Consider the following 24,424-nt stretch of genomic DNA (forward strand, 5'->3'; position numbering starts at 1 on the left):
GTGCAGGTTCCAGGCAACATTGAAGGGGGCACCGCCCAGGACGCGACGGTCAGGGAAACAATCGAACAGGACCTCGCCGAACACGACGGGGCCCGGAGGCGTGCGCTTGGCAGTCATGCCAACAGCTTACGGGGGTAGGGCGGCAAGGGCAAAGGGGGTTTGTCAGTTGTCAGTTGTCAGTTGTCAGTTGTCAGTTGTCAGTTGTCAGTTGTCAGTTGTCAGTTGTCAAAAGACTGAATCACACGGACGTCGCGTCAAGGGTTTTTCAACAACGGACAACTGACCACTGACCAATAACAACCTTCAATGCAACACACAGCGATTACGCCCGGAATTCTTCGCCTCGTACAAGGCGCGGTCGGCATTGTCGAAGGCGGTCTCCGGGGTGTCGCCCTCGGCGAACAGGGCGATGCCGGCGGAGATGGTGATGGGGACGCGCTCGCCGCGGAAGTGAAAGCCGAGTTCGGCGATCTCGGTGCGCATCTTCTCCGCGATGGCCAGCGCATCCTGACCGCTCGCCCCGGTGAGCAGCATGACGAACTCCTCGCCACCGTAGCGGGCCACCATGTCGGTCTCCCGGATGCGTTCCTTGAGCTTCTGTGCCACGGCGCGGATCACCTTGTCGCCCGCCTTGTGACCGTAGGAATCGTTGATGCGCTTGAAGCGATCCACGTCCCACATGATCAGTGCCAGCGGCGTTTTGAAACGCTTCCAGCGACTGTATTCCTGGGCGAGACGCTCGTCGAAGGCCTGGCGGTTGGGCACACCGGTGAGCTGATCGATGAGCGCCTGCTTGCGCTCGTCTTCCATGGTGCGGCGCAGGCCCTGGGCCTCGTGCTCCAGCTGCACGATGCGTGCGCGCATGCGCTCGGCCCGCGTACGGTAGTCTTCGGCGCGACGCTCATCGGCCTCCCGGAAACTGCGCACGTGTTCACCGATGGCGTCCAGGCGCAGGGAGACCATGGCACGCAGTTCGTCCAGGCTGCCTGCCTGGGCCATGCCCGTCTGCAGCTCTCGCACCTCGCCCTGGATGCGGGTCTCCAGTGACACGCCTTCCTGGCGCGCCGCGTCCATGTCGCTGTTCTGCCCGGTCAGGAAGGCGTCGAACTCGCCCAGACGGTCGGTGATCTCCTTGAGGAAGGACTCCAGCTCGTGGCGTTCCCGCTGGGCGCGCAGGCACTGCTCCTTGAGTACATTGGCCACGCCGGTCAGCATCAACCCCCAGTCCGCCGGCGCCTGATCACGCTCCAGGCGTTCGATCAGGTTCTCCAGTTCGCCGCGCAGGCCGGGTACCGCCGGCAGTCGATCCTGCAGGGCTTCGAGGAATGCCGTCGGGGCCGCGGTGGCGGCCGGTGAGAGGTCAGGGGCATCGTCCCGGGATGACGAAGACGATGTATCGGGAAGATCCACATCCCTGAGCACCGCCTGCAGACGGGCGGCCAGCGCCTCGACCCGGGCAGGTTCCAGCTCGGTGCCGAGGGATGAGATGATCTCGCCGAGGGCCTGGTCCAGGACCGGGGACTGGCCCTGAGCGCAGCGACCCAGTCGCTCGGCGAGCTTGCGCAGGGCGGACTCGGCCTCCCGCCGCTGGTCCAGCTCACGCTCCAGCTCGCGGATCACGTCCAGGTACTTCAGCTTCCTCTGCTCGTCTTCGGACACCTAGTGACGTCCCTGCGGTCTGTGCTCGTGAATGGGTCAGTGATCAGTCCAGTGAGGCAGGGTGATGCCTTCAGGCACCACGATCTCCACACCCACCGGCAGATGATCTGAGTAATTCACATTGTAGACGTGCACCTGCTCCACGCCCAGACCGGGCGTGACGAGGATGTGGTCAAAGGCATGGGCGGGACGCCAGCTGGGATAGGTCTTGTGGGCGGCCAAGGGTTCCTGCAGGCGGGTTTGGCGCACCAGGCGCTTGACCTCATCCGCGTGGCAGGAGCAGTTCATATCCCCCATCACCACCACGTGCTCGTGATCCCGCAGCACCTCGGCGATGTACTCCATCTGCAGGCGCCGGTCCCGTTTTCCCAGCGACAGGTGCACCAGCATGAACACCAGGGAACCGGAGCCCTGCTCCGCTCCGAAGTGGGCCTCCAGGGCGCCGCGGCCTGGGATCACGCTGGGCAGCCTGTGCTCCACCACGGTGTGGGGATGGTAGCGGGACAGCAGCCCCAGGCTGTGCTGGGCGATCTTGCCCAGGTTGCGATTGGTCTGGCTGTACCAGTAGGGCAGGTCGCTGCGCTCGGAGAGGTACTGGGCCAGGTTGATGAACTGGCTGCGCAGGCTGCCGGCGTCCAGTTCCTGCAGGCCCACCAGGTCGAAGCCGGAGATGAAGCGCGCCACGCTGTCCAGGTTGCCCAGACGCCCCTGGTAGGGCAGCACGTGTTTCCAGCTGTTGGTGAAGTAGTGGTGAAACCGGGTGGCACTGATGCCCACCTGCACGTTGTAGCTCAGCACTCGGATGCGCTGGCCGGTGATCGGTGGCGTGCTCGGCCCCACCTCCAGCAGGCCCTCGCCCGCATCCACGGAGGGCTGCGCGGAATAGGTGTGAAAGGGTTTGGCGGGCGTATGCTGAGTCATGATGTCTGGCTGATGGGCACTGACCTGATAGTGGTGGCACCTGCGCCCACTTTCAAGCAAGGGTCCGGCCCAAAGGCCGGGCCGAGCCGATCAGCGGGCGGCCGTGGTCTCTGCGCCGGCCTTCTCCACCAGGTGCCCCATGACCCGCACCATGTTCTCGAAGCCGCCCGCCATGGTGGCGGTGACCAGGTAACGGCCGTCCACCACCACCGAGGGCACGCCCTCGATGCGGTAGTCCCGGGTCTTCTGGATGGCCTCGCGCACCCTGGCGGTCACCTCGTCGGAGACCATCGCCTCGCGGAAGGCGGCCGGATCCACACCCTCCCTTTCCACGAATCGCAGGATGGAGCGCTCATCCGCCATGCGCCGGCCCTGGGCATGGATGGCATGGAAGAAGGGGTCATGCAGCTGATCGAATACACCCATGTGCTCGAAGGCGTAGAACACCCGGGCGTGCAGGGCCCAGAGGTCATTGAACACGGCCGGCAGGTAACGGAACTGCACGTGGTCGGGCTTGGCATCCTTCCACTGTTTCAGGTGTGGCTCGAAGTGGTAGCAGTGGGGGCAGCCGTACCAGAACAGCTCCACCACCTCCACCTGGCCATCCGCCACCCGGGTAGGCACGGGCTGGGGCAGGACGATGTAGTCGATGCCCTCCGTCGGCTCGCTGGCCTGCACGGGCAGGGCCAGCAGGGCCATCGCGAACAGGATCGAAAACAGGGTGCCAGGAAAACGGGTCATGCAATGCCTCACAGTGTGCCGTAGGAGTGCAGGCCGGAGAGGAAGATGTTCACGCCGATGAAGGCGAAGGTGGTGATGAACAGGCCCACGATGGCCCACCAGGCCATGGGCACACCACGCCATCCCTTGGTGAATCGCATGTGCAGCCAGGCCGCATAGTTGAGCCACACGATCAAGGCCCAGGTCTCCTTGGGATCCCAGGACCAGTAGCCGCCCCAGGCCTCGGCCGCCCACATGGCGCCCAGGATGGTGGCGATGGTGAAGAAGGCGAAGCCGAGCGCGATGACCTTGTACATCACGTCATCCATGACCTCGCGGCTGGGTAGGCGGGTGGCCAGCAGGCCGTCGGGATTGACCCGCTCACCCCGGGCACGCAGAAGATAGGCCACGCCCAGCATGGCGGCGATAGCGAAACCGCCGTAACCCACGAAGTTGGCGGGCACGTGGATCTTCATCCACCAGCTCTGCAGGGCCGGCACCAGCGGCTCGATGAGGTGCGCCTCGCGGTCGAACACGTACCAGAGCAGGAAGCACACCGAGGCGCTGACCACCATCATCACGAAGCCGCCCATCGCACGGCTGCGGGTGCGGTATTCGTAGTAGAGGTACATGACCGTGGTCATCACGGCGAACTGGATGAACACCTCGTAGAGGTTGCTGACCGGGATGTAGCCCCAGGTGGGGTCGTGCAGGTAGGTCTCGCGCCAGCGCACCAGCAGGCCGGCCAGGCCCATCACCGCGCCGCTCCAGGCCAGCGCGGTGCCCACCCGTGCGGGGAAGTCGCTGCGCGCGAACAGGCCGATCAGTGCGGCGGCGGTGACGATCAGGAACATGGGCGCGATGAACTGCACGCCCATCCGGATGTTGTTCATGCCCACGTACACCAGGGCGGCGCCGATCACACCGGTCACCGCCAGCATGATCAGGGCCGGCTGGATGGCCGGGCGGCCATCCTTATAGCGGAACAGGGGGGCGAGATAGGTGGCGGTGGCGCCGAACAGCAGCACGCACATCCACATGGTGGCGGTCTCGCCGGAGACCAGGAATTTGAGGAAGAAGTTGGTATCGGCCCGGGCCAGGTCCCCGGGATCGGACAGGCTCCAGCCGTGGTAGCTCAGGATGCCCAGCAGGCTGAGCCCCGCCACCGCCAGGCTGAAGGCCTGGAAGGGGCGCCAGAACCAGCCCAGCCAGAGGATGCCCGGCGCCACGATCAGCAGCACGCTGATCTCGTAGACGTCCATGCGCCCGCCATACATGGCCAGAACAAAGACCGTTGCAGCGGTCACCAGGGCGGCCCAGGCCCAGTCCAGGTGACTGAGGCGACGGAACCAGCCGGGCTGTTCGATCTGAATGGCCTCGTGGGGAACGGACATAGCACTTACCTCTCGAAAAACGACACGCCAGTGGGGGTTTCCGTGTTTGTGATTATGTGGGCTGTTCCTGCGGGGATCCGTCACGGTCGGATGGGGGCTGTCTGCCCAGGGCGGCAGCGGAAAGCACACCGAATTCCTTGTCGAATTCCACCATATTCCGGTTGCTGGTACCAGCGAACACCACTCGGCTGCGGCCTTCGCCGGCCGGGGTCACCCACAGCCAACAACGCCGGTGGGCCACGTAGAACATCAGGAAGATGCCGATGGTAAGCATGATGCTGCCGAAATAGACCACACCCTGGCCGGGGGACTTGGTGATCATCAGGCCGGAGGCCTCGATCTGCTCGAAACCGGTCAGGTGCAGGAACACCGGCGAACCGTAGAAGTGGATGGCGTTGGCCGCCACCACGGCATCTTCCAGGAACACCTGGTCGGCCTCCGTGATCTCATCGACACCCTCCTCTGCCAGCACCTCCAGGTACAGGGCCTGCAGGCCGGCATGCAGCACGCGGATGAACACCTCGGTGACCTGGGAGACCTGTTCCGGCGGCGTGCGGGATTCGATCTCCCGGGCGATGGCGTCATAGCCACCCTGGGCGAACAGCAGCATGAGCCGCTCCATGGTGCGGCGCACCTGCTCCTGCACCTCCTCGTCGCCACGCACCTCGGCGACCGCCGCCGTGGTGGTGGAGCGTGCGACCTCGGCGATCACCGCCGGGTTCTGAAGCATGGCATGGAAGGTCATGAAACGCTGCAGGCTGCCCCTGGGATCGGCGGGGATGTGCAGGTACTGAAATTCATCGGCCACACTCTCGCGCACACCGCTCAGGTAGAACAGCCGGCCTTCCTGCTCCACGGGCGCCATGTAGTTCTGATACTCCATGGCCACGCCGGTGCGGTCACGCAGACGGAAGGTGAAGCTGGGGCCGAAATTACGGTTGAAACGCTGGCCCTGCTCGTCCAGGAAGGGATTGATGTTGTGCAGTGCGAAGTCGTGCAGCTCCAGGGTCCATTCACCCCGGTCCACCACTTCCATGGGATAGTTCTGGAACACGTTGCCCTCAAACGGCACCGGCTCCAGACCGCGCTCGTTCAGCGGCCAGATGTTGATGTTCAGCCTGGAGCCGCCGTCGCCGAAGCTCGCCTGGTAGATGGCATGTCCCTTGTAGATGAGCGGATGGTTGACGGCGATGGTCTGCTCCAGGGGCTCGGGCAGGTCGTTGTCGTAGATCACCAGGTCGCTCTCGAAGGAGCGTGGCGCGCCGGTGGAGTGATGCTCGACCCGGAACTGGCGCACCTCCACGGTGAACGGCAGTTCCTGGACCAGGAAACCATCGCGCATGGGGATGAACACCACGTTGGCGCGCCGGCCCTCGGGGATCTCCACGGTGCCCCGGAAGGAACGGTTGGAGGCGCCCAGACGACTCTCCGGGGGCACCTGGGAGGCCGGAATGTCCCGGGTCTCCACCACCAGCCGGCCGGTCAGTTCGGCCAGCTTGAGCGGCATGCGACCGTCCATCACGGCGCCCACGCAAATGATCACGATGGCCACGTGGGTGAACAGGTAGCCCAGGCGGTTGGAGGCGCCCTTCATGGCCGAGACCACCTGGTGATCGCCATGGTCCTTGACCCGCACCCGGTAACCGCGGCTGCTCAGGGCGCGACTGGTGCGGTCGATGGCCGCGGCGGGGGCCATGTCCACCTCATCGGCCACGTGGTGCTGGAAGCTGCGCAGGGATTTTTCCTTCACCGACATGCGGAACTGGCGCATGTCGCGCACCATCGAGGGCGCGTGGCGATAGACACAGACGCTGGTGGAGACCACCAGGAAGGTCAGGATCACCAGGAACCAGCCGGCGGAGTAGACATCGTAGAGGGCCATGCCGGCGAAGATCTCGTGCCAGAAGGGCCCAAACTTGAGCAGGTAGTCCTGGTAGGGCTGGTTCTGCTGCAGCACCGTACCGATCACGGAGGCGATCGCCAGGGCCACCAACAGGGTGATGGCCAGGTTCATGGAACCCAGGAATTCCAGCAGGATGGCGCCGGTGGAGCGCTGCCCGCGGGTGACCGCCTTGGTGGTACTGCTCATAAATAATGGTTCTCTTGTCTTGCGCCCCCACCGCACGGGGATCGCGCCTCAACCCTGCGCCTTATCCCGGCGCTCGCCCGGAGCCCGTGGAGCGGGCTTAGGCATTGTGGTTTGACCCTCCGGACGCCACAAGTTCACTCAGGCAGCGCGGGGACATGATGGATTATCGTGCGCCAAAAAAAGGGTGGACCAGGCCACCCTTTTTCTGACGGATCAGCGAGATACCCCGATTCGTGATCAGTTGCGGCTCAGGCCGGCCATGTACTGGGAAACGGCCTCGATCTCCGCGTCCGTCATGCGGCGGGCGATATTGCGCATCATGCGGCCGTTGTCGTTGGCGCGGCTCTCGTCGCGGAAGTAGCGCAGCTGGTCAGCATTGTACTTGGCGTGCTGACCGGCCACCTTGGGGAACATGGCAGCGGGATTGCCCTGGCCATTGGGGCCGTGGCAGGCGATACAGGCGGCCACGCCGGTGGCGGCATTGCCACCGCGGTAGATCTGCTCACCCAGCTCGACCATGGACGCATCGGCGGTGCCGGGGGTGATGGTCTGGGAGGCGTAGAAGGCCGCCAGGTCACGCATGTCCTGGGTGCTCAGGTTGGCCACCTGACCGGCCATCAGCACGTTCTGGCGGCGGCCTTCCTTGTAGTCCACCAGCTGCTTGAACAGGTAGGCCTCGCCCTGGCCGGCCAGCTTGGGCCACTCGGGGTTCACGCTGTTGCCGTCGGCACCATGGCAGGCGGCGCAGGAGGCGGACAGGCCCTTGCCACGGGTCGCATCGCCGGCATCGGCCATCACCGGGGCGGACAGGGCAAGCCCGAGGGCTGCGAGGGCAATCAGAGCGTACTTGTTCATCGCGGATGTACTCCTGGTGACATCTAGGATTTACTGAGAGGGAATCGTTATTTTATGAGCCATGGGTGGCCCGAAAACATTGACCCGGGTCCCGGCCATTGCCAAAAATGGCTGCACTGTATACCACAAAACCCCAGCCCGCAAAAGCCAAGGGCCCCTGCCTGCCGGGCCTGAACCCCCTCCGGAGCACGTCGCTTGAACCCCTTCTACCAGCAGGCCCGTTTCCTGATCAGCGCCGCCAAACCCGACGGCTTCCCCCCCGACGAGGGCATGGAGGTGGCTTTCGCCGGCCGCTCCAATGCGGGCAAGTCCAGTGCCATCAACGTGCTGTGCAACCAGCGCGCCCTGGCCCGCACCAGCAAGACCCCGGGTCGCACCCAGCTGATCAATTTCTTTGCCCTGGATGAGACCCGGCGCCTGGTGGATCTGCCCGGCTACGGCTATGCCAAGGTCCCGGAAGCCATGCGCAGGGCCTGGCGCAAGCTCATGGAGCACTACCTGGGCGAGCGCGCGTGCCTGAAAGGGCTGGTGGTGGTCATGGACATCCGCCACCCGCTCACGGACCACGACTGGACCATGCTGGGCTGGGCCCGGGAACGGGGTCTGGCGGTGCACGTGCTGCTGACCAAGGCCGACAAAATCCGCCGGGGCCCGGCCATGGAGACCGCCCGGCAGGTGGCCCGCGCCCTGGGCGATGCCGGCATCGAGGCCACGGTACAGCCCTTCTCGGCCCTCAAGCGGGAGGGGGTGGACGACGCCCACGGCATCCTGGACCAGTGGCTGGGGGTAACCGCGGAACCCGGGGCCCGGGCTGCGTCGGAGTAAAGGCCTTATCGAGGCCAAAAAAAACCCCGGTGACCGCTCGGGGAGAGCTGGTACGACCGGGGCAGAATGGAGGCTCGACTTGGGGGAATCGAGCCATCCCGCTCAGGGGAGGAAAAGCGGGCAGCGCCGGGCTAGAGCGCTTGTAATGTCAGACAAGGGGGCTGGCGGAAAAGTTCTGCCCATAACGCCCAATGCCGCAAAGTGTGAAACAGTCCCGAATGCCCTTCGCGCTGGTGCCTGTTTCCTCATGCCAGCAGCAAAAAAAAAAGCCCCGGCGGGCGCCGGGGCTCAATAAAAGGCTCAACTTGGGGGAGTCTGAGCCATCCACCCGCTCAGGGAGGGAAGCGGGGAAGCGCCGGGCTACAGCGCTTACTGAATATGACTCACCTTCGGGATGAAAGTTCTCCGGCCGACGACCAAAGGCTGGATTTGTGAACAATGCACATAAAGACAGTGGCAAGTGGCTAGTCTCAAGTGGCAAGGAACACCACTCACCCGCATCGCGGGGAGGGTTGGGGGCCCTTGCCACTAACCACTTGAGACTAGCCACTGCCTTCAATGCGCATCATCCCAGTTCTCCCCCACCCCGGCCTCCACCACCAGGGGCACCTTGAGCTCGGCGGCCTGGGACATGCGCGCGCACAGCTGCTCGCGCACCGCCTCCACCGCGTCCTCGTCCACCTCCAGCACCAGTTCGTCGTGCACCTGCAGGATCATCACCGCGGGAATTCGTGATTCGCGAATCCACCGATCCACCTGGATCATGGCCCGCTTGATGATGTCCGCGGCGGTACCCTGCATGGGGGCGTTGATGGCCACCCGCTCCGCCTGGGCGCGGATCTGGCCGTTGCGGGCGTTGATGTCCGGCAGGTACAGGCGGCGGCCGAACAGGGTCTCCACGTAGCCCAGCTCCCGAGCCTGCTCACGCGTCGATTCCATGTAGTCCTTCACCCCGGGATAGCGGGCGAAGTAGCGGTCCACGTAGTCCTGGGCGTCGCCCCGCTCGATGCCCAGCTGGCGGGCCAGGCCGAAGGCGGACATGCCATAGATGAGCCCGAAGTTGATGGCCTTGGCGGCCCGGCGCTGCTCGCCGGAGACCTGCTCCAGGCCCACGCCGAAGACCTCGGCGGCGGTGGCCCGGTGGATGTCCTGGCCCTCGGCGAAGGCCCTGAGCAGGCCGGCGTCCCCGGACAGGTGGGCCATGATGCGCAACTCGATCTGGGAGTAGTCCGCCGCCACCAGCCGCCGGCCCTCGGGCGCCACGAAGGCCTGGCGGATGCGCCGGCCCTCCTCGGTGCGAATGGGGATGTTCTGCAGGTTGGGATCGGAGGAGGACAGGCGCCCGGTAGAGGCCACCGCCTGGTGATAGGAGGTATGCACCCGGCCGGTGCCGGGATCGATGCGCTCCGGCAGCTTGTCCGTGTAGGTGGACTTGAGCTTGGACAGCGAGCGGTGTTCCAGGATCAGCCTGGGCAGCGGGTAGTCCAGGGCCAGCTGCTCCAACACGTCCTCGGCGGTGGAGGGCTGGCCCTTGGGGGTCTTCCTGAGCACCGGCAGCTTCAGGCGCTCGAACAGGATCTCCTGGATCTGCTTAGGTGAGCCCAGGTTGAAGGCTCCGCCGGCCACCTCATGGGCCTCCCGCTCGATCTGGCCCATGCGCTCGGCCAGCTCGTGGCTCTGGGCGAACAGGCGCTCGGCGTCCACCTTCACCCCGGTGCGCTCCATGCGCGAGAGCACCGGCACCAGGGGCATCTCGATCTCCCGGTAGACCCGGCACTGGCCCTCGGCGGCCGATAGCTGCGGCCAGAGGTGTTCATGCAGGCGCAGGGTGATGTCCGCGTCCTCGGCGGCGTAGGGGGCGGCGTCCTCGATGCGCACCTGGGAGAAGGGGATCTGCTTCGCCCCCTTGCCGGCCACCTCCTCGTAGTGGGTGGTGCGGTAGTCCAGGTACTTCTGGGCCAGGCTGTCCATGTCGTGACGGCTGGCGGTGCTGTTCAGCACATAGGACTCCAGCATGGTGTCGTGCTCGATGCCGTTCAATTCGATGCCGTGGTTGAGCAGCACGTTGCGGTCGTACTTGAGGTGATGGCCGAGCTTCTTGTGCTTGTCGCTCTCCAGCAGGGGCTTTAAGCGCTCGAGCGTCTCGTCCCGATCCAGTTGTGTCGGCGCATCGGGGTAGTCGTGGGCGAGCGGCAGGTAGGCGGCCTCGCCGGTCTGCACGGCGAAGGAGACGCCCACGACTTGCGCCTGCATGTAGTCCAGGCTGGTGGTCTCGGTGTCGAAGGCGAACAGCTCTGCCGCCTCCAGGCGCTTCATCCAGGCGGTCAGGGCCTTTTCGTCCAGGATCGTCTCGTAGGCCTGGGCGGGCTGGCCGGGTGTCGGGTCATCGGGTGCGGCCTGGGCTTCCTCTTCGCCCGACTCCAGTTCCTTGAGCCAGGTGCGGAATTCCAGGCGGGTGAACAGCTCCCTGAGGGTCTCCCGGTCCGGCTCGCCCAGACGCAGGGACTCGGGCGTCACGTCCAGTTCCAGGTCCCGGCGCACGGTCACCAGTTCCCGGGACAGGGGCAGGTGGCCCAGGGCGGCGCGCAGGTTCTCGCCCACCTTGCCCTTGATCTCGTCGGCGTGGGCCATGATGCCGTCGAGACTGCCGTAGGCCTGAAGCCACTTCACCGCGGTCTTGGGCCCCACCTTGTCCACACCGGGTACGTTGTCCACGGTGTCGCCGATGAGCGCCAGGTAATCCACGATCTGCTCGGGCGAGACGCCGAACTTCTCCTTCACCCCCGCGGCATCCATCTTCGTGTCGGTCATGGTGTTCACCAGGGTCACCCCCGGCTCAACCAGCTGGGCCATGTCCTTGTCGCCGGTGGAGATCACCACCTCCAGGCCGTGTTCCTTGCCTTGGCGGGCCAGTGTGGCGATCACATCGTCCGCTTCCACCCCGGGGATCACCAGGATGGGCAGGCCCATGGCCTGCACCACCTGGTGCAGAGGCTCCACCTGGGCGGCCAGTTCGTCAGGCATGGGCGGACGGTTGGCCTTGTACTCGGCGTACATCTCGTCCCGGAAGGTCTTGCCCTTGGCATCGAACACCACCGCCACGTGCTCCGGCGCATAGTCCTTGAGCAGCTTGCGCAGCATGTTGGCCACGCCGTAGACGGCCCCGGTGGGCTCTCCCTTTGAATTGGTCAGGGGCGGCAGGGCGTGGAAGGCGCGGTAGAGATAGGAGGATCCATCCACCAGCACCAGGGGCGGGGTCTTGCTCACGGGCTCTCACTCCGGGGGTTCAGGTCTGTGGCAGCATTATGGTGTGCGGGGGCGACAAATGGAAAAGTCAGCAGTCCGCGAATGAACGCAAATCAACGCGAATCGAAGACCGGGGCCTGTGTTTCGAATTCCGACCTTTGAGCAGGATAATTCTCGTCTAGTGTTCCGTTGCGCCCGTCGCCCACGCTGTCAGGCCCGATGGCAGTTCAACAGCAATATTCTTATATTCGCGTCCATTTGCGTTCATTTGCGGACCCCCCGCAGTACGCCGTTTTACCCGCCCCCGGTTTGGGGATAAGCTAGCCACCAACCCTTCGAGATACGCCGCAGCATGAATCCCTCTTCCCGCCACGAACATCCCGGGCTTCAGCCCATCGACGACACCGTGCTCACCCGCGAGAGCTGGAAGATCTTCCAGATCATGGCGGAGTTCGTGGAGGGCTTCGAACGCCTGGCGCGCATCAAGCCCTCGGTGAGTATCTTCGGCTCGGCGCGCATCCAGCCGGACAACCCCATCTACAAGCTGGGCGAGGAGATCGCACGAGAGCTCTCGGACGCGGGCTTCGCGGTGGTGAGTGGTGGCGGACCCGGCATCATGGAGGCCGCCAACAAGGGCGCCTTCGCCGGCAAGTCGCCGAGCGTCGGGCTCAACATCCAGCTGCCCCACGAACAGACCGCCAACGACTACCAGGACATCTCCCTGGGCTTCCGGCACTTCTTCTCCCGCAAGGTGATGTTCGTGAAATACGCCTCCGCCTACGTGGTGCTGCCAGGCGGTTTCGGCACCCTGGACGAGCTGGCGGAGATCCTCACCCTGGTGCAGACCGGCAAGACCCGGCGCATCCCCATCATCCTGGTGCATACCCCCTTCTGGAAGGGCCTGCTGGACTGGTTCGAGGACACCCTGGTGGCCCAGGGCACCATCGACGAGTCGGACCTCAAGCTCTACACCCTGGTGGACGAGCCCAAGGCGGCGGTCGACGCCATCTTCGACTACTACGAGGCCCGGGGCTTCGAGCCCTCGCCGGAAGAGAAAGAAAAGCTCATGGAGCTGTGATGATGAAAGCCAGCCTGCTTGCCGCCGCACTGCTGATACCGGGCCTCGTGTTTGCCGAGGTGCCTCCCCCGCCGCCCCTGCTGGACGACAGCGAAGCGGTGACCCGGGAGATCATGGAGCCCCAGGTGACCATCATCCGCCGGGACGGGGAGGTCATCGAGGAATACCGCCTGCACGGCCAGCTGTACATGGTGCGCATCACGCCCACCAGCGGCCCGCCCTATTACCTGGTGGACACAGACGGTGACGGCAACCTGGATTCCCGCGCCCATGAACTGGACCCGGGGCTCATGATCCCCGCCTGGACCATTTTCCGCTGGTGAGTGCCGACCCCCGCGCCAGCCCGTTCCCCCCGCCCTGCAACCCGCTGCCCACCCGGGGGGAGCTGGAGGCCTTTCTCGCCGCCTACGATCTGGGCCCCCTGCAGGCATTCCACCCGGGGCGGCGCGGCCGGCGCGGACACGTGATCACCGACACCGGGCATTTCTGGCTGGTGGGCCCGGGCATGACCGACACCTTCCTGGAGGGGCTGCTGGATCATCTGGCGGGCCATGCGCTGCCGGTGCCGAGCGTGGTGCGCGGCCGGGACGGCGCCTGGATCCGGCCCCTGGGGGACTATCCCGGTGCCCTGGTGCGCTGGCCCGAGGGCCGTCACCTGGAACAGTTCAGCGCCGAGGACTGTGCCCGGGTGGGCGCACTGCTGGGCCGCATCCACGTCGCCTGCCAGGACTTCGGGGCCGTCCGGGAACCCCATCGCAGCCACCGCTGGCGTCGCCAGTGCGTTGAGACCCTCTCGCCCTATCTGGCGCAGGCGGACCAGGCCCTGCTCCAGGAAGAGGTGCGCTACCAGGGGCTGTACCGCTTCGGCGATCTGCCCCAGGGCATCGTGCACGGCGCCCCCAATCGCCGCCGCCTGGTGTTCGACGAGCGGGGCGCAGTCGGACTCACCGGCTTCGGCCATGCCTGCCGCCATGCCCTGCTGCTGGACGTGGCGGTGGCGGTCAACGACTGCTGCCGGGGCCCGGACGGGCGCCTGGACCGCAGCCTGAGCGCCGCCCTGCTCAACGCCTACCATCGCCTGCGCCCGCTCAAGGCCATCGAGCGGGGCGCCTGGCCGGTGCTGCTGCGCCTGGCGGCCCTGGACGCCTGGCTGGAACTGCTCATGCTGGGCCACGACGGCGACCAGGCCCGCGTCCTGCTCGCCACCCGCATCGCCGAGGAATCCGGCCTGCAACGCCACTGGGCCGGCTGACACGCCCAGCCCGCCTATCTCAGCACCCTTCTCTATCTCAGCACCCTTCTGCTGCGGCCCCCATCTGCGGGCCAGCCTGCGCCAATTTGGCAAACCCCTGATTTTCCCAGATGACAGCCGTGTTTCACTCCGGAATGTGATGCACTGCAACTAAACTGCCCGGGCGGCTCCTAACATGGAAGATGTGTCCATCCCACCCAGGGGTTATCCCCAAGGAGTACTGCCATGAGCCACCTGCCCCAGATCCAGATCCCCGAGCACGCCCAGGAACCCAGCCAGCCGAACCTGTCCACCTGGCTGGACACGCAGCACCGCGTCATGTGGTACTACATGCACGCACAGCCGCGCCCCTGCTTCAGCCCGGACCTGCTGTCCGAGCTGTCCAGCTTCCGGGATGACATGGCCCACCGGCTGGATGCTCCCGAGGATGCGGGCATCGACTACATGGTGCTGGCCTCCAAGGTCCCGGGGATCTTCAACCTGGGGGGTGACCTGGCCCTGTTCCGCAGCCTGGTGGAGGCCGGGGACCGCCAGAGCCTGCAGCGTTATGCCCATGCCTGCATCGACATGCTCTGGACCAACATCAGCGGCATCGACGGCCGCGACATCACCACCATCGCCCTGGTGCAGGGCGAGGCCCTGGGAGGCGGCTTCGAGGGCGCCATGTCCGCCCACGTGCTGATCGCCGAGCGCAGCGCGCGGATGGGCCTGCCGGAGATCCTGTTCAACCTGTTCCCGGGCATGGGCGCCTACAGCCTGCTGTCCCGCAAGCTGGACCCGGTGCGCGCCGAGCGGCTGATCCTGTCGGGCAGGATCCACACCGCCGAGGAACTGCATGCCATGGGCGTGGTGGACGTGCTGGCGGAGGACGGCCAGGGGGAGCAGGCGGTGTATGACTACATCGCCCGGGAAAACCGTGCCCGCAACGGCTTCCGTGCCCTGCGCGCCGCCAAGCGGCTGAGCAATCCGGTGACCCGTGAGGAGCTGATCGGCATCACGGAGATCTGGGTGGACGCCGCCCTGCGGCTGACCCCCCGTGATCTGCGCATGATGGAAAGGCTGGTGGCCCGGCAGTCGGCCCGCGGCCGCGACGCGGCATGATGTCGCGCAATGGAACGCCTCTGAAACCGCGCTGAACGCACCCTCGAACGGGGGGTGCGTTCAGCGGTTTTTTCGCTTCGGTCTGCGTTCGCCCTTGCGGATCGCGGTCGACACTCAGGTCAGCGCATCGGCATCGCCGCGCCGGCGGCGCAGGTAGGCGTCCACACCTGCGCAGGTCTCGCGGAAGGCCTGTTCGATGTGGGTCACGTAGGTGGCGGGCTTGTCCGTGCCCAGTTCATAGGGCTTGAGCCCCTCCGCCGCCTGACACAGGCGCACCAGCAGGGCGCCGCCCATCTCCCCGGCGCTGCCTTTGAGGGCATGCAGGGCGTCGCGCATGCGCGGGTAGTCTTTCATGATGACCGCCTGGTGCAGGTCGGCGAGCTGCTGTTCCCCGTCGCGCCGGAAACCCTCCAGCAGATCCATCAGGAACACCGGCCCCGAACCGAGGCGAACCAGGCTGTCCAGGACTTCCGAATTGAGCACATCGACCTCCTTTGTCGCAGTTTGTGTCGCGGCTGGCTCGGGCCGCGTCTCCAGGTTTGCAGGTCTCGCGGCGCCCTGCAGGGCCAGCCCCGCCACCGTGTCCAGCAGGCGCCGGGCATCCAGGGGCTTGGTCAGGTAGGCCTCGGCGCCTGCCTCGCGACAGGCCACCAGGGCCTCCGTAGTGGCATCGGCCGTCAGCACGATGGCCGGCAGCCTGGCCTCCTCGGCCATGAAGCCCCGGGCCTTGAGCACATCCAGCCCACCCATCACGGGCATGTTCATGTCCAGGATCATCAGATCGAAATCCCGCGCCCGGGCGGACAGCAGGTCCAGCGCCGCCTCGCCGTTGCCCACCACCGTCACCTTGTGGCCGGCCCGTTCCAGGATGCCCGAGATGACCCGCTGGTTGACCGTGTTGTCCTCGGCCACCAGGATGCGCAGGGCCCGCACGCCGCCGGCACGGCTGCGATAATGGTCGGCCAGGGAGACGACATTTTCCGCAGGCTCCGTCGCACTTTGTGCCGCGTGCAGGGCATTGAACAGCAGGGTCTTGTCCGGTGGCGCGCCCAACACGGCGGAATAGCCGGCCCGCAGCCAGACGTCCTGGGCCGGCCCCGCCGGACCGTCATCCAGCAGGATCAGGGGCAGGCGCCGCAGGCTCGCATCCTGGCGCAGCAGGCCCAGGAAATGGGCGGGATCGGCCCCCAGCATGCGGCGCTGGACCAGCACGACCGCGTGGGGTTCAGTCGGGTTCTCACCGCCGTGAAACAGTTGTGCCAGGGCCTGGGGCGGACTCTCCGCGGACTCCGGCACCAGCCCCCAGCCCGAGAGCAGTTCGCCGAGACCGGCGGCGAGCTGCTCTCGGCCAGGATGAGCACCCGGCTGCCTTCCGAGGCCAGGGCGCCGCGGCTTGCCTCCTCCGGGATCTCCTGCCGGCCCAAGGGCAGGTCGAAGTAGAAGGTGGTGCCCTCACCCACACGGCTTTCCAGACCCATGGTCCCGCCCATCAGCTGCACCAGCTGGCGGGCGATGGTGGTGCCGAGCCCGGTGCCGCCATAGCGACGGGTGACGGTGGTGTCCGCCTGCTCGAAGCTCTCGAAGATGCGCGCCTGGGCCTCCTCCGGGATGCCGATGCCCGTGTCGCGCACCTTGAAGCGCAGGCGCACCGCATCCTCGGCGGGTGCTTCCAGCAACTGCACGGAGAGCTCCACCTGGCCCCGCTCGGTGAACTTCAGCGCGTTGCCGATCAGGTTCACCAGCACCTGGCGCAGGTGCAGGGCGTCGCCATGCAGTGCAAAGGGCACGCTGGGGTCGATGCGCGCCCCCAGGTGCAGGCCCTTGCTGCGGGCCTGGGCCTCGAACATGCCCAGGGTGCCGTGCACCAGGCGATGCAGGTCGAAGTCCTCCCGCTCGCTGCTGAGCTTGCCCGCTTCGATGCGCGAGATGTCCAGGATGTTCTCGATCAGGCCCAGCAGCACCCGGGCGGAGGTGTGGATGGATCGACCCAGGTCCCGCTGCTCGTCGTTGAGCGGCGTGTCCATGAGCAGGTCGCTCATGCCGATCACGCCGTTGAGCGGGGTGCGCAGCTCATGGCTCATGTTGGCCAGGAAACGGCTCTTGGCCTGGTTGGCCTCGTTGGCCCGGTCGATGGCGCCCTTGAGGGTGCGCAGCAGGGTGGCGGTGTACAGGGGCACCATGATCAGCACCAGCATCAGGCTGAAGCTGAACACCGGGTGGGTGGACCAGAAGGGGCTGAGCGCGAACACCATCGCGAAACCGGCCAGGGCCATGACCGTGGCGGCGTAGAGGTAGGGCAGGCCGTAGCGAAAGCCATTGCCCACGATGACCCACAGATACACCGCCAGGATCGGCGCGCCGGCCTCGCCGCCCAGCAGCAGGCTGAGGGAGGCGCCGGCCATGTCCCCCGCCATGCCCAGCAGACGTCGCGAGGGGCTCGGTTCCGGCCACAACAGAATGGCCAGAAAGATGCCCAGGGAGAAGGCCAGGAACAGGGTACTGCCCAGGCGGGCATATTCCAGCGCGGGGGGATCCACCACCGCCGCAAACAGGGGCGAGTGGAAATAGAGGAACACCGCCATGCCGATGATCAGGCGCAGCAGCGCCTGCTGGTGTTCACTGTCGGCACGGGAGGCCAGGCGCTGGCGAATCATGGCTAGCGCCGACGGCGAGACCTGGCCCGAGCCGGTCGGGCGTTGTCTGGGATTATTCACCGCGGCCCTCCCTGGAGCCGGCCCGCCCGCCACGGTGGGCGAACCACTGAAAAAATGCTCGCACCCTAGGTCGTGTCGCGCAAGCTGTCCTCGACCTGGCAGATGCGCTCGAAGCAGCTCAGGAAGGCCGCAACGCAGGTGGGGTCGAAGCGTCTGCCGGCCTCATCACGCAGGAAATCGCAGGCCGCCTCACGGCTCCAGGCGGACTTGTAGGGGCGGTCGGAGCGCAGGGCGTCGTAGACATCGGCCACGGCGACGATACGCGCCGGCAGGGGGATGTCCTCGCCCGCCAGCCCGTGGGGATAGCCCTCACCGTCCCAGCGTTCGTGGTGGCCCAGCGCGATCACCGCGCCCATCTGGATGTAACGGGACTTGGATTCCATCAGGATCTGATGACCGATGATGGCGTGGCGCATCATGATCTCGCGCTCCTCCGGGGTGAGTTCGCCCGGCTTGAGCAGGATCTGATCCGGCACGCCGATCTTGCCGATGTCGTGCATCGGGGCGGCCAGCTCGATGGTCTCGCACAGCACCTCGTCCAGACCCAGGGCCTCGGCCACGCAGCGGGCGTAGCGGGCCATGCGCAGCACGTGATTGCCCGTGCCCTCGTCCCGGTATTCACCCGCCTTGGCGAGCCGGAACAGGGTCTCCCGTTCCCGCTTGATGACCTCCTGGGTGGCGGCGCGCACCCGCTGCTCCAGCCACTGGGCGCGCTTGCGAACCAGGCGCCCCTGGCGGCGCAGCTGGAGCAGGTTGCGGCAACGCACCCGGCATTCCACCGGGTCCAGGGGACGGGACAGGAAATCCGTGGCGCCGGCCTCCAGGGCCTCGTAACGCACGTTGCGGTCCTCGAGCACGGTCACCACCACGATGGGCACATCAGCGCCGCCGGGTATGGCGCGCACGGCACGGATGAATTGGGCGCCGTTCATCCCGGGCATGCGGTAGTCGGTGACGATCAGGTCCGGCAGGTTCTCGCGCACGTCCAGCAGGGCATCCTGGGGCGCGGCATAGTCGACGATCTCCACCCCCTGGCCCACGTCCTGGAGCAGCTCCCGCAGGATGCGCCGCCCCGTGGACTGGTCGTCCACGATGACCAGGCGCATGCGGGCCGCCGGCGGGGTGTATTCGTACTCACCCTCTCCCTCGGCATGGCTCGAACGCCACTGGGCCGGCGCCGTGCGCCGGCGGGCGGCCTCCCGGGTCATGGAGATGACCTGGGCCTTCCGGGGATCGGAAATGTGAAGTTCATTCATGAGAATCATTCTGGCAGAGCGCCGGAAGGTCGGGTGGCAAAGCGGCGGGATTGTTGATGGGCGTCACAGTCCGGCCGACATACGACGTGGAGATACCAAGCAAAGAGTAAGGCCTTTCACTTCCCACTTCCCACTTCCCAATCCCCCCTTCCCACTTCAGGACACCTTTTCCAGCTTGGCATACCCCGCCACCAGCCACTTGGCCCCGTGCTCGGCGAAATGCACCTGGATGCGGGCGTTGCTGCCCTGGCCCTCGCAGTCGGTGATCACCCCCTCGCCGAACTTCTGGTGGGCCACCCGCACCCCCACCCGCAGGCCGTCGCCGGCATCGTTGGCCACCTGCTCGGGGCGACGGAACACCGGCTGGCTGATGCGCGCCCGGGGACGGATGTCCTCGATCAGTTCGGCGGGCAACTCCGCCAGGAAGCGCGACGGGGCGTTGAAGGTCTCCCGGCCGTGCAGCCGGCGGGATTCCGCGTAGCAAAGCACCAGCTGCCGGCGCGCCCGGGTGATGCCCACGTAGGCCAGCCGGCGCTCCTCCTCCATGCGCCCGGGCTCTTCCACGGACATGCGGTGGGGGAACAGGCCCTCCTCCATGCCCGCCATGAACACCAGGGGGAACTCAAGGCCCTTGGCGGAATGCAGGGTCATGAGCTGCACGCAGTCCTCGAAGGCCGACGCCTCCCCCTCCCCGGACTCCAGCGCCGCGTGGGCCAGGAAGGCAGTCAGCGTGTTCATGTCGCCGTGGGTCTCCGGGTCTAAGCTGAAGCCCCGGGCCGCGCTCACCAGCTCGTCCAGGTTCTCCACCCGGGCCTGGGCCTTCTCGCCCTTCTCGGCGGCATAGAAGTCCCGCAGGCCGGAATGCTGAATCACGTGCTCCGCCTGCTCGTGCAGGGGCAGGTCACGGCAGGCCTCGGCGAGTCCGTCCACCAGGGCCAGGAAACCGCGCAGGGCATTGCCCGCCCGGGCGGTCAGGGCACCCGTTTCCAGCAACCGGGCGGAGGCGCCCCAGAGGGACTGGTCCCGTTCCCGGACCAAGTCGCGGATCTGCGCCAGGGTACGCTCGCCCAGGCCGCGGGCGGGCTGGTTGACCACCCGCTCGAAGGCGGCGTCATCCTCGCGGCTCGCCACCAGGCGCAGGTAGGCCAGGGCGTCCTTGATCTCGGCCCGCTCGAAGAAGCGCAGCCCGCCGTAGACCCGGTAGGGGATACGCGCCTGAATGAGGGCTTCTTCGAACACCCGCGACTGGGCGTTGGAGCGGTACAGGATGGCCACTTCGCTGTGGCGATGTCCCTCGCGCAGCCATTCCTCGATGCGCCCGGCCACGAAGCGGGCCTCGTCCTGCTCGTTGAAGGCGGCATACAGGGCGATGGGCGCGCCCTCGCTGTCCTCGGTCCAGAGGTTCTTGCCCAGGCGCCCGTCGTTGTGCTCGATGAGTGCGTTGGCGGCCTTGAGGATGTTGCCGGTGGAGCGGTAGTTCTGCTCCAGGCGCACGGTGCGGGTGCCCGGGAAGTCGCGGCTGAAGTGCTGGATGTGCTCGATGCGCGCGCCGCGCCAGCCGTAGATGGACTGGTCGTCGTCACCCACGGCGAACACTGGGATGCGGCTGCCCGCCAGCAGGCGCAGCCAGCCGTACTGGATGGCGTTGGTGTCCTGGAACTCGTCCACCAGGATGTGGCGGAAACGGGCCCGGTAGTGTTCCAGCAGGGCGGGGGTGTCGCGCAGCAGTTCCAGGGCGCGCAGCAGCAGCTCGGCGAAATCCACCACGCCGGCGCGCTTGCAGGCCGCCTCGTAGGCGCTGTAGATGCGCACCAGCTGACGGTTCACCGGGTCGCCGTGATCCTCCATGTGCTGGGGGCGCACGCCCTCGTCCTTGCGGGCGTTGATGAACCACTGGGCCTGGCGCGGCGGCCAGCGGGCCTCGTCCAGCTCCAGCGCCTTGAGCACCCGCTTGACCATGCGCAGCTGGTCGTCGGAATCCAGGATCTGGAAGCCCTGGGGCAGGCCCGCATCCTGCCAGTGGGCACGCAGCAGGCGGTGGGCCAGGCCGTGAAAGGTGCCCACCCACATGCCGCGCACCGGCATGCCCAGCAGGGCCTCGATGCGCCCGCGCATCTCCGCCGCGGCCTTGTTGGTGAAGGTCACGGCGAGGATACTGTGGGGAGAAAGTCCCTCCACCTGGATCAGCCAGGCGATGCGGTGGGTGAGCACGCGGGTCTTGCCGCTGCCGGCGCCGGCCAGTACCAGCACCGGCCCCGGGTCGGCGCTCACGGCCTCCCGCTGGGCAGGGTTCAGGGAATCGAGCAGGGTGGTCACGTCCATCCCAGCAGTCTACCAAACCCGGCCAGACGCCGGGCGGCTTGGACGGCCCCTGCGGGAACGTCTATGTATATACATGGACCAACGAATATCGACCCAGCCATTCCGACCGACACGCGCACATGAATGATTCCAGTTCCACCGGCGGGCTCAAGGCCCGCTGGAGCACCTCCCACCTGGACGCCGGCAACGCCGCCTACCTGGACGCCCTCTACGAGGCCTTTCTGGAGGACCCGGCCAGCATCGACCCCGCCTGGCGCGCCTACTTCGAGCAGCTTCAGGCCGACACCGGTGGCGGACGCGACCTGCCCCACAGCCGCATCCGCGAGGAATTCCGCCGGCTCACCGACACCCGGCACGGCGCCCGTGCGGGCCTGTCCACGGTCAACCTGGAGCACGAGCGCAAGCAGGTGCGTGTGCTGCAGCTCATCAACGCCTACCGCTTCCTGGGCCACCGCATCGCGCGCCTGGACCCGCTCGGCCTGCACCAGCCGGAGGCCACGCCGGAGCTGACTCTGGCCCACCACCGCCTCGCAGAAGAGGATCTGGACACGGTGTTCAACACCGGCTCCCTGAGCGGCCCCGCCGAGGCGACCCTGGGCGAGATCCTGGACATCCTGCAGAGCACCTACACCGACACCATCGGCGCCGAGTACATGCACCTGATGGAGACCAGCGAGAAGCGCTGGCTACAGAAGCGCCTGGAAGGCAGCCGCGGCAGGCCCGGCTTCAGCACCGCGCAGCAGCGTTACATCCTCGACCGCCTGAGCGCCGCCGAGGGCCTGGAACGCTACCTGCACAGCCGCTACGTGGGCCAGAAGCGCTTCTCCCTGGAGGGCGGCGAGAGCCTGATCCCGATGCTCGATGAGCTCATCCAGCGCGCCGGCGGCGCCGGCATCCAGGAGATCGTGCTGGGCATGGCCCACCGGGGCCGGCTCAACGTGCTGGTGAACATCCTGGGCAAGTCGCCGCAGATCCTGTTCCAGGAGTTCGAAGGCACCCACCGGCGCGGCAACGGCACCGGCGACGTGAAGTACCACATGGGCTTTTCCTCGGACATGAACACGCCCGGCGGCCCGGTGCACGTGGCCCTGGCCTTCAATCCCTCGCACCTGGAGATCGTCGGCCCGGTGGTGGAGGGCTCGGTGCGCGCCCGCCAGACTAACCGCCAGGACGCCGACGGCGACGAGGTGCTGCCGGTGGTGATCCATGGCGATGCCGCCTTCGCCGGGCAGGGCGTCGTCATGGAGACGCTCAACATGTCCCAGACCCGGGGCTTCTCCACCAAGGGCACGGTGCACATCGTCATCAACAACCAGATCGGCTTCACCACCAGCACCATGCGTGACGCCCGCTCCACCGACTACTGCACCGACGTGGCCAAGATGGTCAACGCACCCATCCTGCACGTGAATGGCGACGACCCTGAGGCGGTGGTGTTCGCGGTGCAGATCGCCTTCGATTACCGCATGGCCTTTCGCAAGGACGTGGTGATCGACCTGGTCTGCTACCGGCGCCATGGACACAACGAGGCCGACGAACCCGCCGTGACCCAGCCGGCCATGTACCAGGCGATCCGCAAGCTGCCCACCACCCGCGCCCTGTACGGTCAGCGCCTGGTGGAGCAGGGCGTGATGAAGGAAGACGAGGTGGAGGCGCTGGTCACCAGCTGCCGCGACCGGCTGGATGCCGGCGACTCCATGGTGCCCCACCTGTGCGAGGAACCCTCGCCCTATCAGCCCATCGCCGACTGGACACCCTACAAGGACCGGGAGTGGACCGAGCCCGGCGACACCCGGGTGAGCCTGGAAACCCTGCAGAGCCTGTGGCGCAGGCTCGAGCGCCTGCCCGAGGGCTTCGAACTGCATCCCCGGGTGGCCAAGATCATGGAGGACCGCGGCCGCATGGCCGAGGGCGAGTTGCCCACCGACTGGGGCTTCGGCGAGACCATGGCCTACGCCACGCTGCTGGAACAGGGCTACGCAGTGCGCCTGTCCGGGCAGGACAGCGGCCGGGGCACCTTCTTCCACCGCCACGCTGTGCTGTTCGACCAGAAGACCGGCCAGCGCTGGATCCCGCTGCGCAAGTTCATCGACGACGAGTCACGCTTCCTGGTGATCGACTCGCTGCTCTCCGAGGAGGCGGTGCTGGCCTTCGAGTATGGCTATGCCACTGCCGCGCCCAACACCCTGACCCTCTGGGAGGCCCAGTTCGGCGATTTCGCCAACGGTGCCCAGGTGGTCATCGACCAGTTCATCAGTTCCGGGGAACAGAAATGGGGCCGGCTGTGCGGCCTGGTGATGCTGCTGCCCCATGGCTACGAGGGGCAGGGGCCCGAGCATTCCTCCGCGCGTCTGGAGCGCTACCTGCAACTGTGCGCCCAGCACAACATCCAGGTCTGCGTGCCCAGCACGCCGTCACAGATCTTCCACCTGCTGCGCCGGCAGATGATCCGCCCCTACCGCAAACCCCTGGTGGTGATGAGCCCCAAGAGCCTGCTGCGCCATCGACTTGCCGTGAGCCCCCTGTCGGAATTCAGCGAAGGCCGTTTCCGCAACGTCATCGGCGAGATCGACACGCTGGATGCCGGGAAGGTCGAGCGGGTGGTGATGTGCGCCGGCAAGCTCTACTACGAACTGCTGGAGAAACGCCGGGAGGAGGGGCTTCAGAACGTGGCCATCATCCGCCTGGAACAGCTCTACCCCTTCCCCGAGCACGAACTGGCCGAGGCCCTGGCTCCGTACACCAAGGCCACGGAATTCGTCTGGGCCCAGGAGGAGCCGCTCAACCAGGGTGCCTGGTATTCCAGCCAGCACCATATCCGTTCGGTGCTCGGAGAGAAGCATTACCTGCATCATGTCACCCGGCCGGCCTCCGCATCCCCCGCCGTGGGCTACCTGGACGTGCACAAGCGCCAGCAGGAAGTGGTGATCCACAAGGCCCTCGGGCTGCCCCTCACGAACGACTGATAAAACCAACAACGCAAGTCACAAGG

General features: G+C 66.6%; 17 protein-coding genes and 1 pseudogene. 6 read left to right on the forward strand and 12 right to left on the reverse strand.

Annotated elements, in window-relative coordinates; genetic code table 11:
- The 7 genes and pseudogenes from D580_RS16595 to D580_RS0112315 form a co-directional block, all read right to left on the reverse strand.
- A pseudogene (locus D580_RS16595) lies at window positions 1–117 on the reverse strand (carbohydrate kinase); the annotation flags it as partial.
- A gap of 186 nt (window positions 118–303) precedes the next feature.
- A complete protein-coding gene (locus tag D580_RS0112290) occupies window positions 304–1,659 on the reverse strand; it encodes a GGDEF domain-containing protein (RefSeq protein ID WP_018954678.1) in 1,356 nt (451 codons plus the stop codon).
- A 36-nt stretch (window positions 1,660–1,695) separates the two neighbouring features.
- Complete coding sequence (locus D580_RS0112295) at window positions 1,696–2,580, reverse strand: endonuclease/exonuclease/phosphatase family protein (RefSeq protein ID WP_018954679.1); 885 nt, start codon at window positions 2,578–2,580, stop codon at window positions 1,696–1,698.
- A gap of 90 nt (window positions 2,581–2,670) precedes the next feature.
- Window positions 2,671–3,321, reverse strand: a complete 651-nt coding sequence (locus D580_RS0112300) for a thiol:disulfide interchange protein DsbA/DsbL (RefSeq protein ID WP_018954680.1) — start codon at window positions 3,319–3,321, stop codon at window positions 2,671–2,673.
- A gap of 8 nt (window positions 3,322–3,329) precedes the next feature.
- A complete protein-coding gene (gene ccsB / locus D580_RS0112305) occupies window positions 3,330–4,694 on the reverse strand; it encodes a c-type cytochrome biogenesis protein CcsB (protein WP_018954681.1) in 1,365 nt (454 codons plus the stop codon).
- A 52-nt stretch (window positions 4,695–4,746) separates the two neighbouring features.
- Window positions 4,747–6,783: a cytochrome c biogenesis protein ResB gene (locus D580_RS0112310; RefSeq protein WP_018954682.1), complete on the reverse strand. Its 2,037-nt coding sequence runs from the start codon at window positions 6,781–6,783 to the stop codon at window positions 4,747–4,749.
- A 237-nt stretch (window positions 6,784–7,020) separates the two neighbouring features.
- On the reverse strand, window positions 7,021–7,638 hold the full coding sequence (locus D580_RS0112315) for a c-type cytochrome (RefSeq protein ID WP_018954683.1): 618 nt from the start codon (window positions 7,636–7,638) through the stop codon (window positions 7,021–7,023).
- Between the two features lie 195 nt (window positions 7,639–7,833).
- Here D580_RS0112315 and yihA point away from each other — a divergent pair, with 195 nt between their 5' ends.
- Window positions 7,834–8,463: a ribosome biogenesis GTP-binding protein YihA/YsxC gene (yihA, locus tag D580_RS0112320; RefSeq protein ID WP_018954684.1), complete on the forward strand. Its 630-nt coding sequence runs from the start codon at window positions 7,834–7,836 to the stop codon at window positions 8,461–8,463.
- A 555-nt stretch (window positions 8,464–9,018) separates the two neighbouring features.
- Here yihA and polA read toward each other — a convergent pair.
- The gene (gene polA / locus D580_RS0112325) at window positions 9,019–11,730 is read right to left on the reverse strand and encodes a DNA polymerase I (protein WP_018954685.1); all 2,712 of its coding nucleotides are present in this window, start codon (window positions 11,728–11,730) and stop codon (window positions 9,019–9,021) included.
- 331 nt (window positions 11,731–12,061) lie between these two features.
- Here polA and D580_RS0112330 point away from each other — a divergent pair, with 331 nt between their 5' ends.
- From D580_RS0112330 to D580_RS0112345, 4 genes are all read left to right on the forward strand, one after another.
- A complete protein-coding gene (locus tag D580_RS0112330) occupies window positions 12,062–12,787 on the forward strand; it encodes a TIGR00730 family Rossman fold protein (protein WP_018954686.1) in 726 nt (241 codons plus the stop codon).
- Window positions 12,787–13,110 carry a DUF2782 domain-containing protein gene (locus D580_RS0112335; RefSeq protein ID WP_018954687.1) on the forward strand — a complete coding sequence of 108 codons (324 nt, stop codon included), beginning with the start codon at window positions 12,787–12,789 and terminating at the stop codon, window positions 13,108–13,110. The genes D580_RS0112330 and D580_RS0112335 overlap by 1 nt, the downstream gene beginning before the upstream one ends.
- Window positions 13,107–14,039: a homoserine kinase gene (locus tag D580_RS0112340; RefSeq protein WP_018954688.1), complete on the forward strand. Its 933-nt coding sequence runs from the start codon at window positions 13,107–13,109 to the stop codon at window positions 14,037–14,039. Before D580_RS0112335 ends, D580_RS0112340 begins: the two co-directional genes overlap by 4 nt.
- A gap of 225 nt (window positions 14,040–14,264) precedes the next feature.
- Complete coding sequence (locus D580_RS0112345) at window positions 14,265–15,140, forward strand: crotonase/enoyl-CoA hydratase family protein (RefSeq protein WP_018954689.1); 876 nt, start codon at window positions 14,265–14,267, stop codon at window positions 15,138–15,140.
- 114 nt (window positions 15,141–15,254) lie between these two features.
- Here D580_RS0112345 and D580_RS16875 read toward each other — a convergent pair whose 3' ends face one another.
- The 4 genes from D580_RS16875 to uvrD all read right to left on the reverse strand — a co-directional run bounded on the left by D580_RS16875 (window position 15,255) and on the right by uvrD (window position 21,432).
- Window positions 15,255–16,352, reverse strand: coding sequence for a response regulator (locus D580_RS16875; protein WP_038043696.1), 1,098 nt, complete (start codon window positions 16,350–16,352; stop codon window positions 15,255–15,257).
- Entirely contained in the window at window positions 16,262–17,854 is a 1,593-nt protein-coding gene (locus D580_RS16880; protein WP_231363549.1) for an ATP-binding protein, read from the reverse strand. The genes D580_RS16875 and D580_RS16880 overlap by 91 nt, the downstream gene beginning before the upstream one ends.
- A 65-nt stretch (window positions 17,855–17,919) precedes the next feature.
- Complete coding sequence (locus D580_RS0112355) at window positions 17,920–19,110, reverse strand: HD-GYP domain-containing protein (RefSeq protein ID WP_018954690.1); 1,191 nt, start codon at window positions 19,108–19,110, stop codon at window positions 17,920–17,922.
- A gap of 156 nt (window positions 19,111–19,266) precedes the next feature.
- On the reverse strand, window positions 19,267–21,432 hold the full coding sequence (gene uvrD / locus D580_RS0112360; RefSeq protein ID WP_018954691.1) for a DNA helicase II: 2,166 nt from the start codon (window positions 21,430–21,432) through the stop codon (window positions 19,267–19,269).
- A gap of 119 nt (window positions 21,433–21,551) precedes the next feature.
- Between uvrD and D580_RS0112365 the strand changes: the two genes are divergently transcribed.
- Window positions 21,552–24,398: a 2-oxoglutarate dehydrogenase E1 component gene (locus tag D580_RS0112365; protein WP_018954692.1), complete on the forward strand. Its 2,847-nt coding sequence runs from the start codon at window positions 21,552–21,554 to the stop codon at window positions 24,396–24,398.
- Window positions 24,399–24,424: the final 26 nt, after the last annotated feature.

This window comes from Thioalkalivibrio sulfidiphilus, assembly GCF_000377945.1.
Taxonomy (GTDB): Bacteria; Pseudomonadota; Gammaproteobacteria; order Ectothiorhodospirales; family Ectothiorhodospiraceae; genus Thioalkalivibrio_A; species Thioalkalivibrio_A sulfidiphilus_A.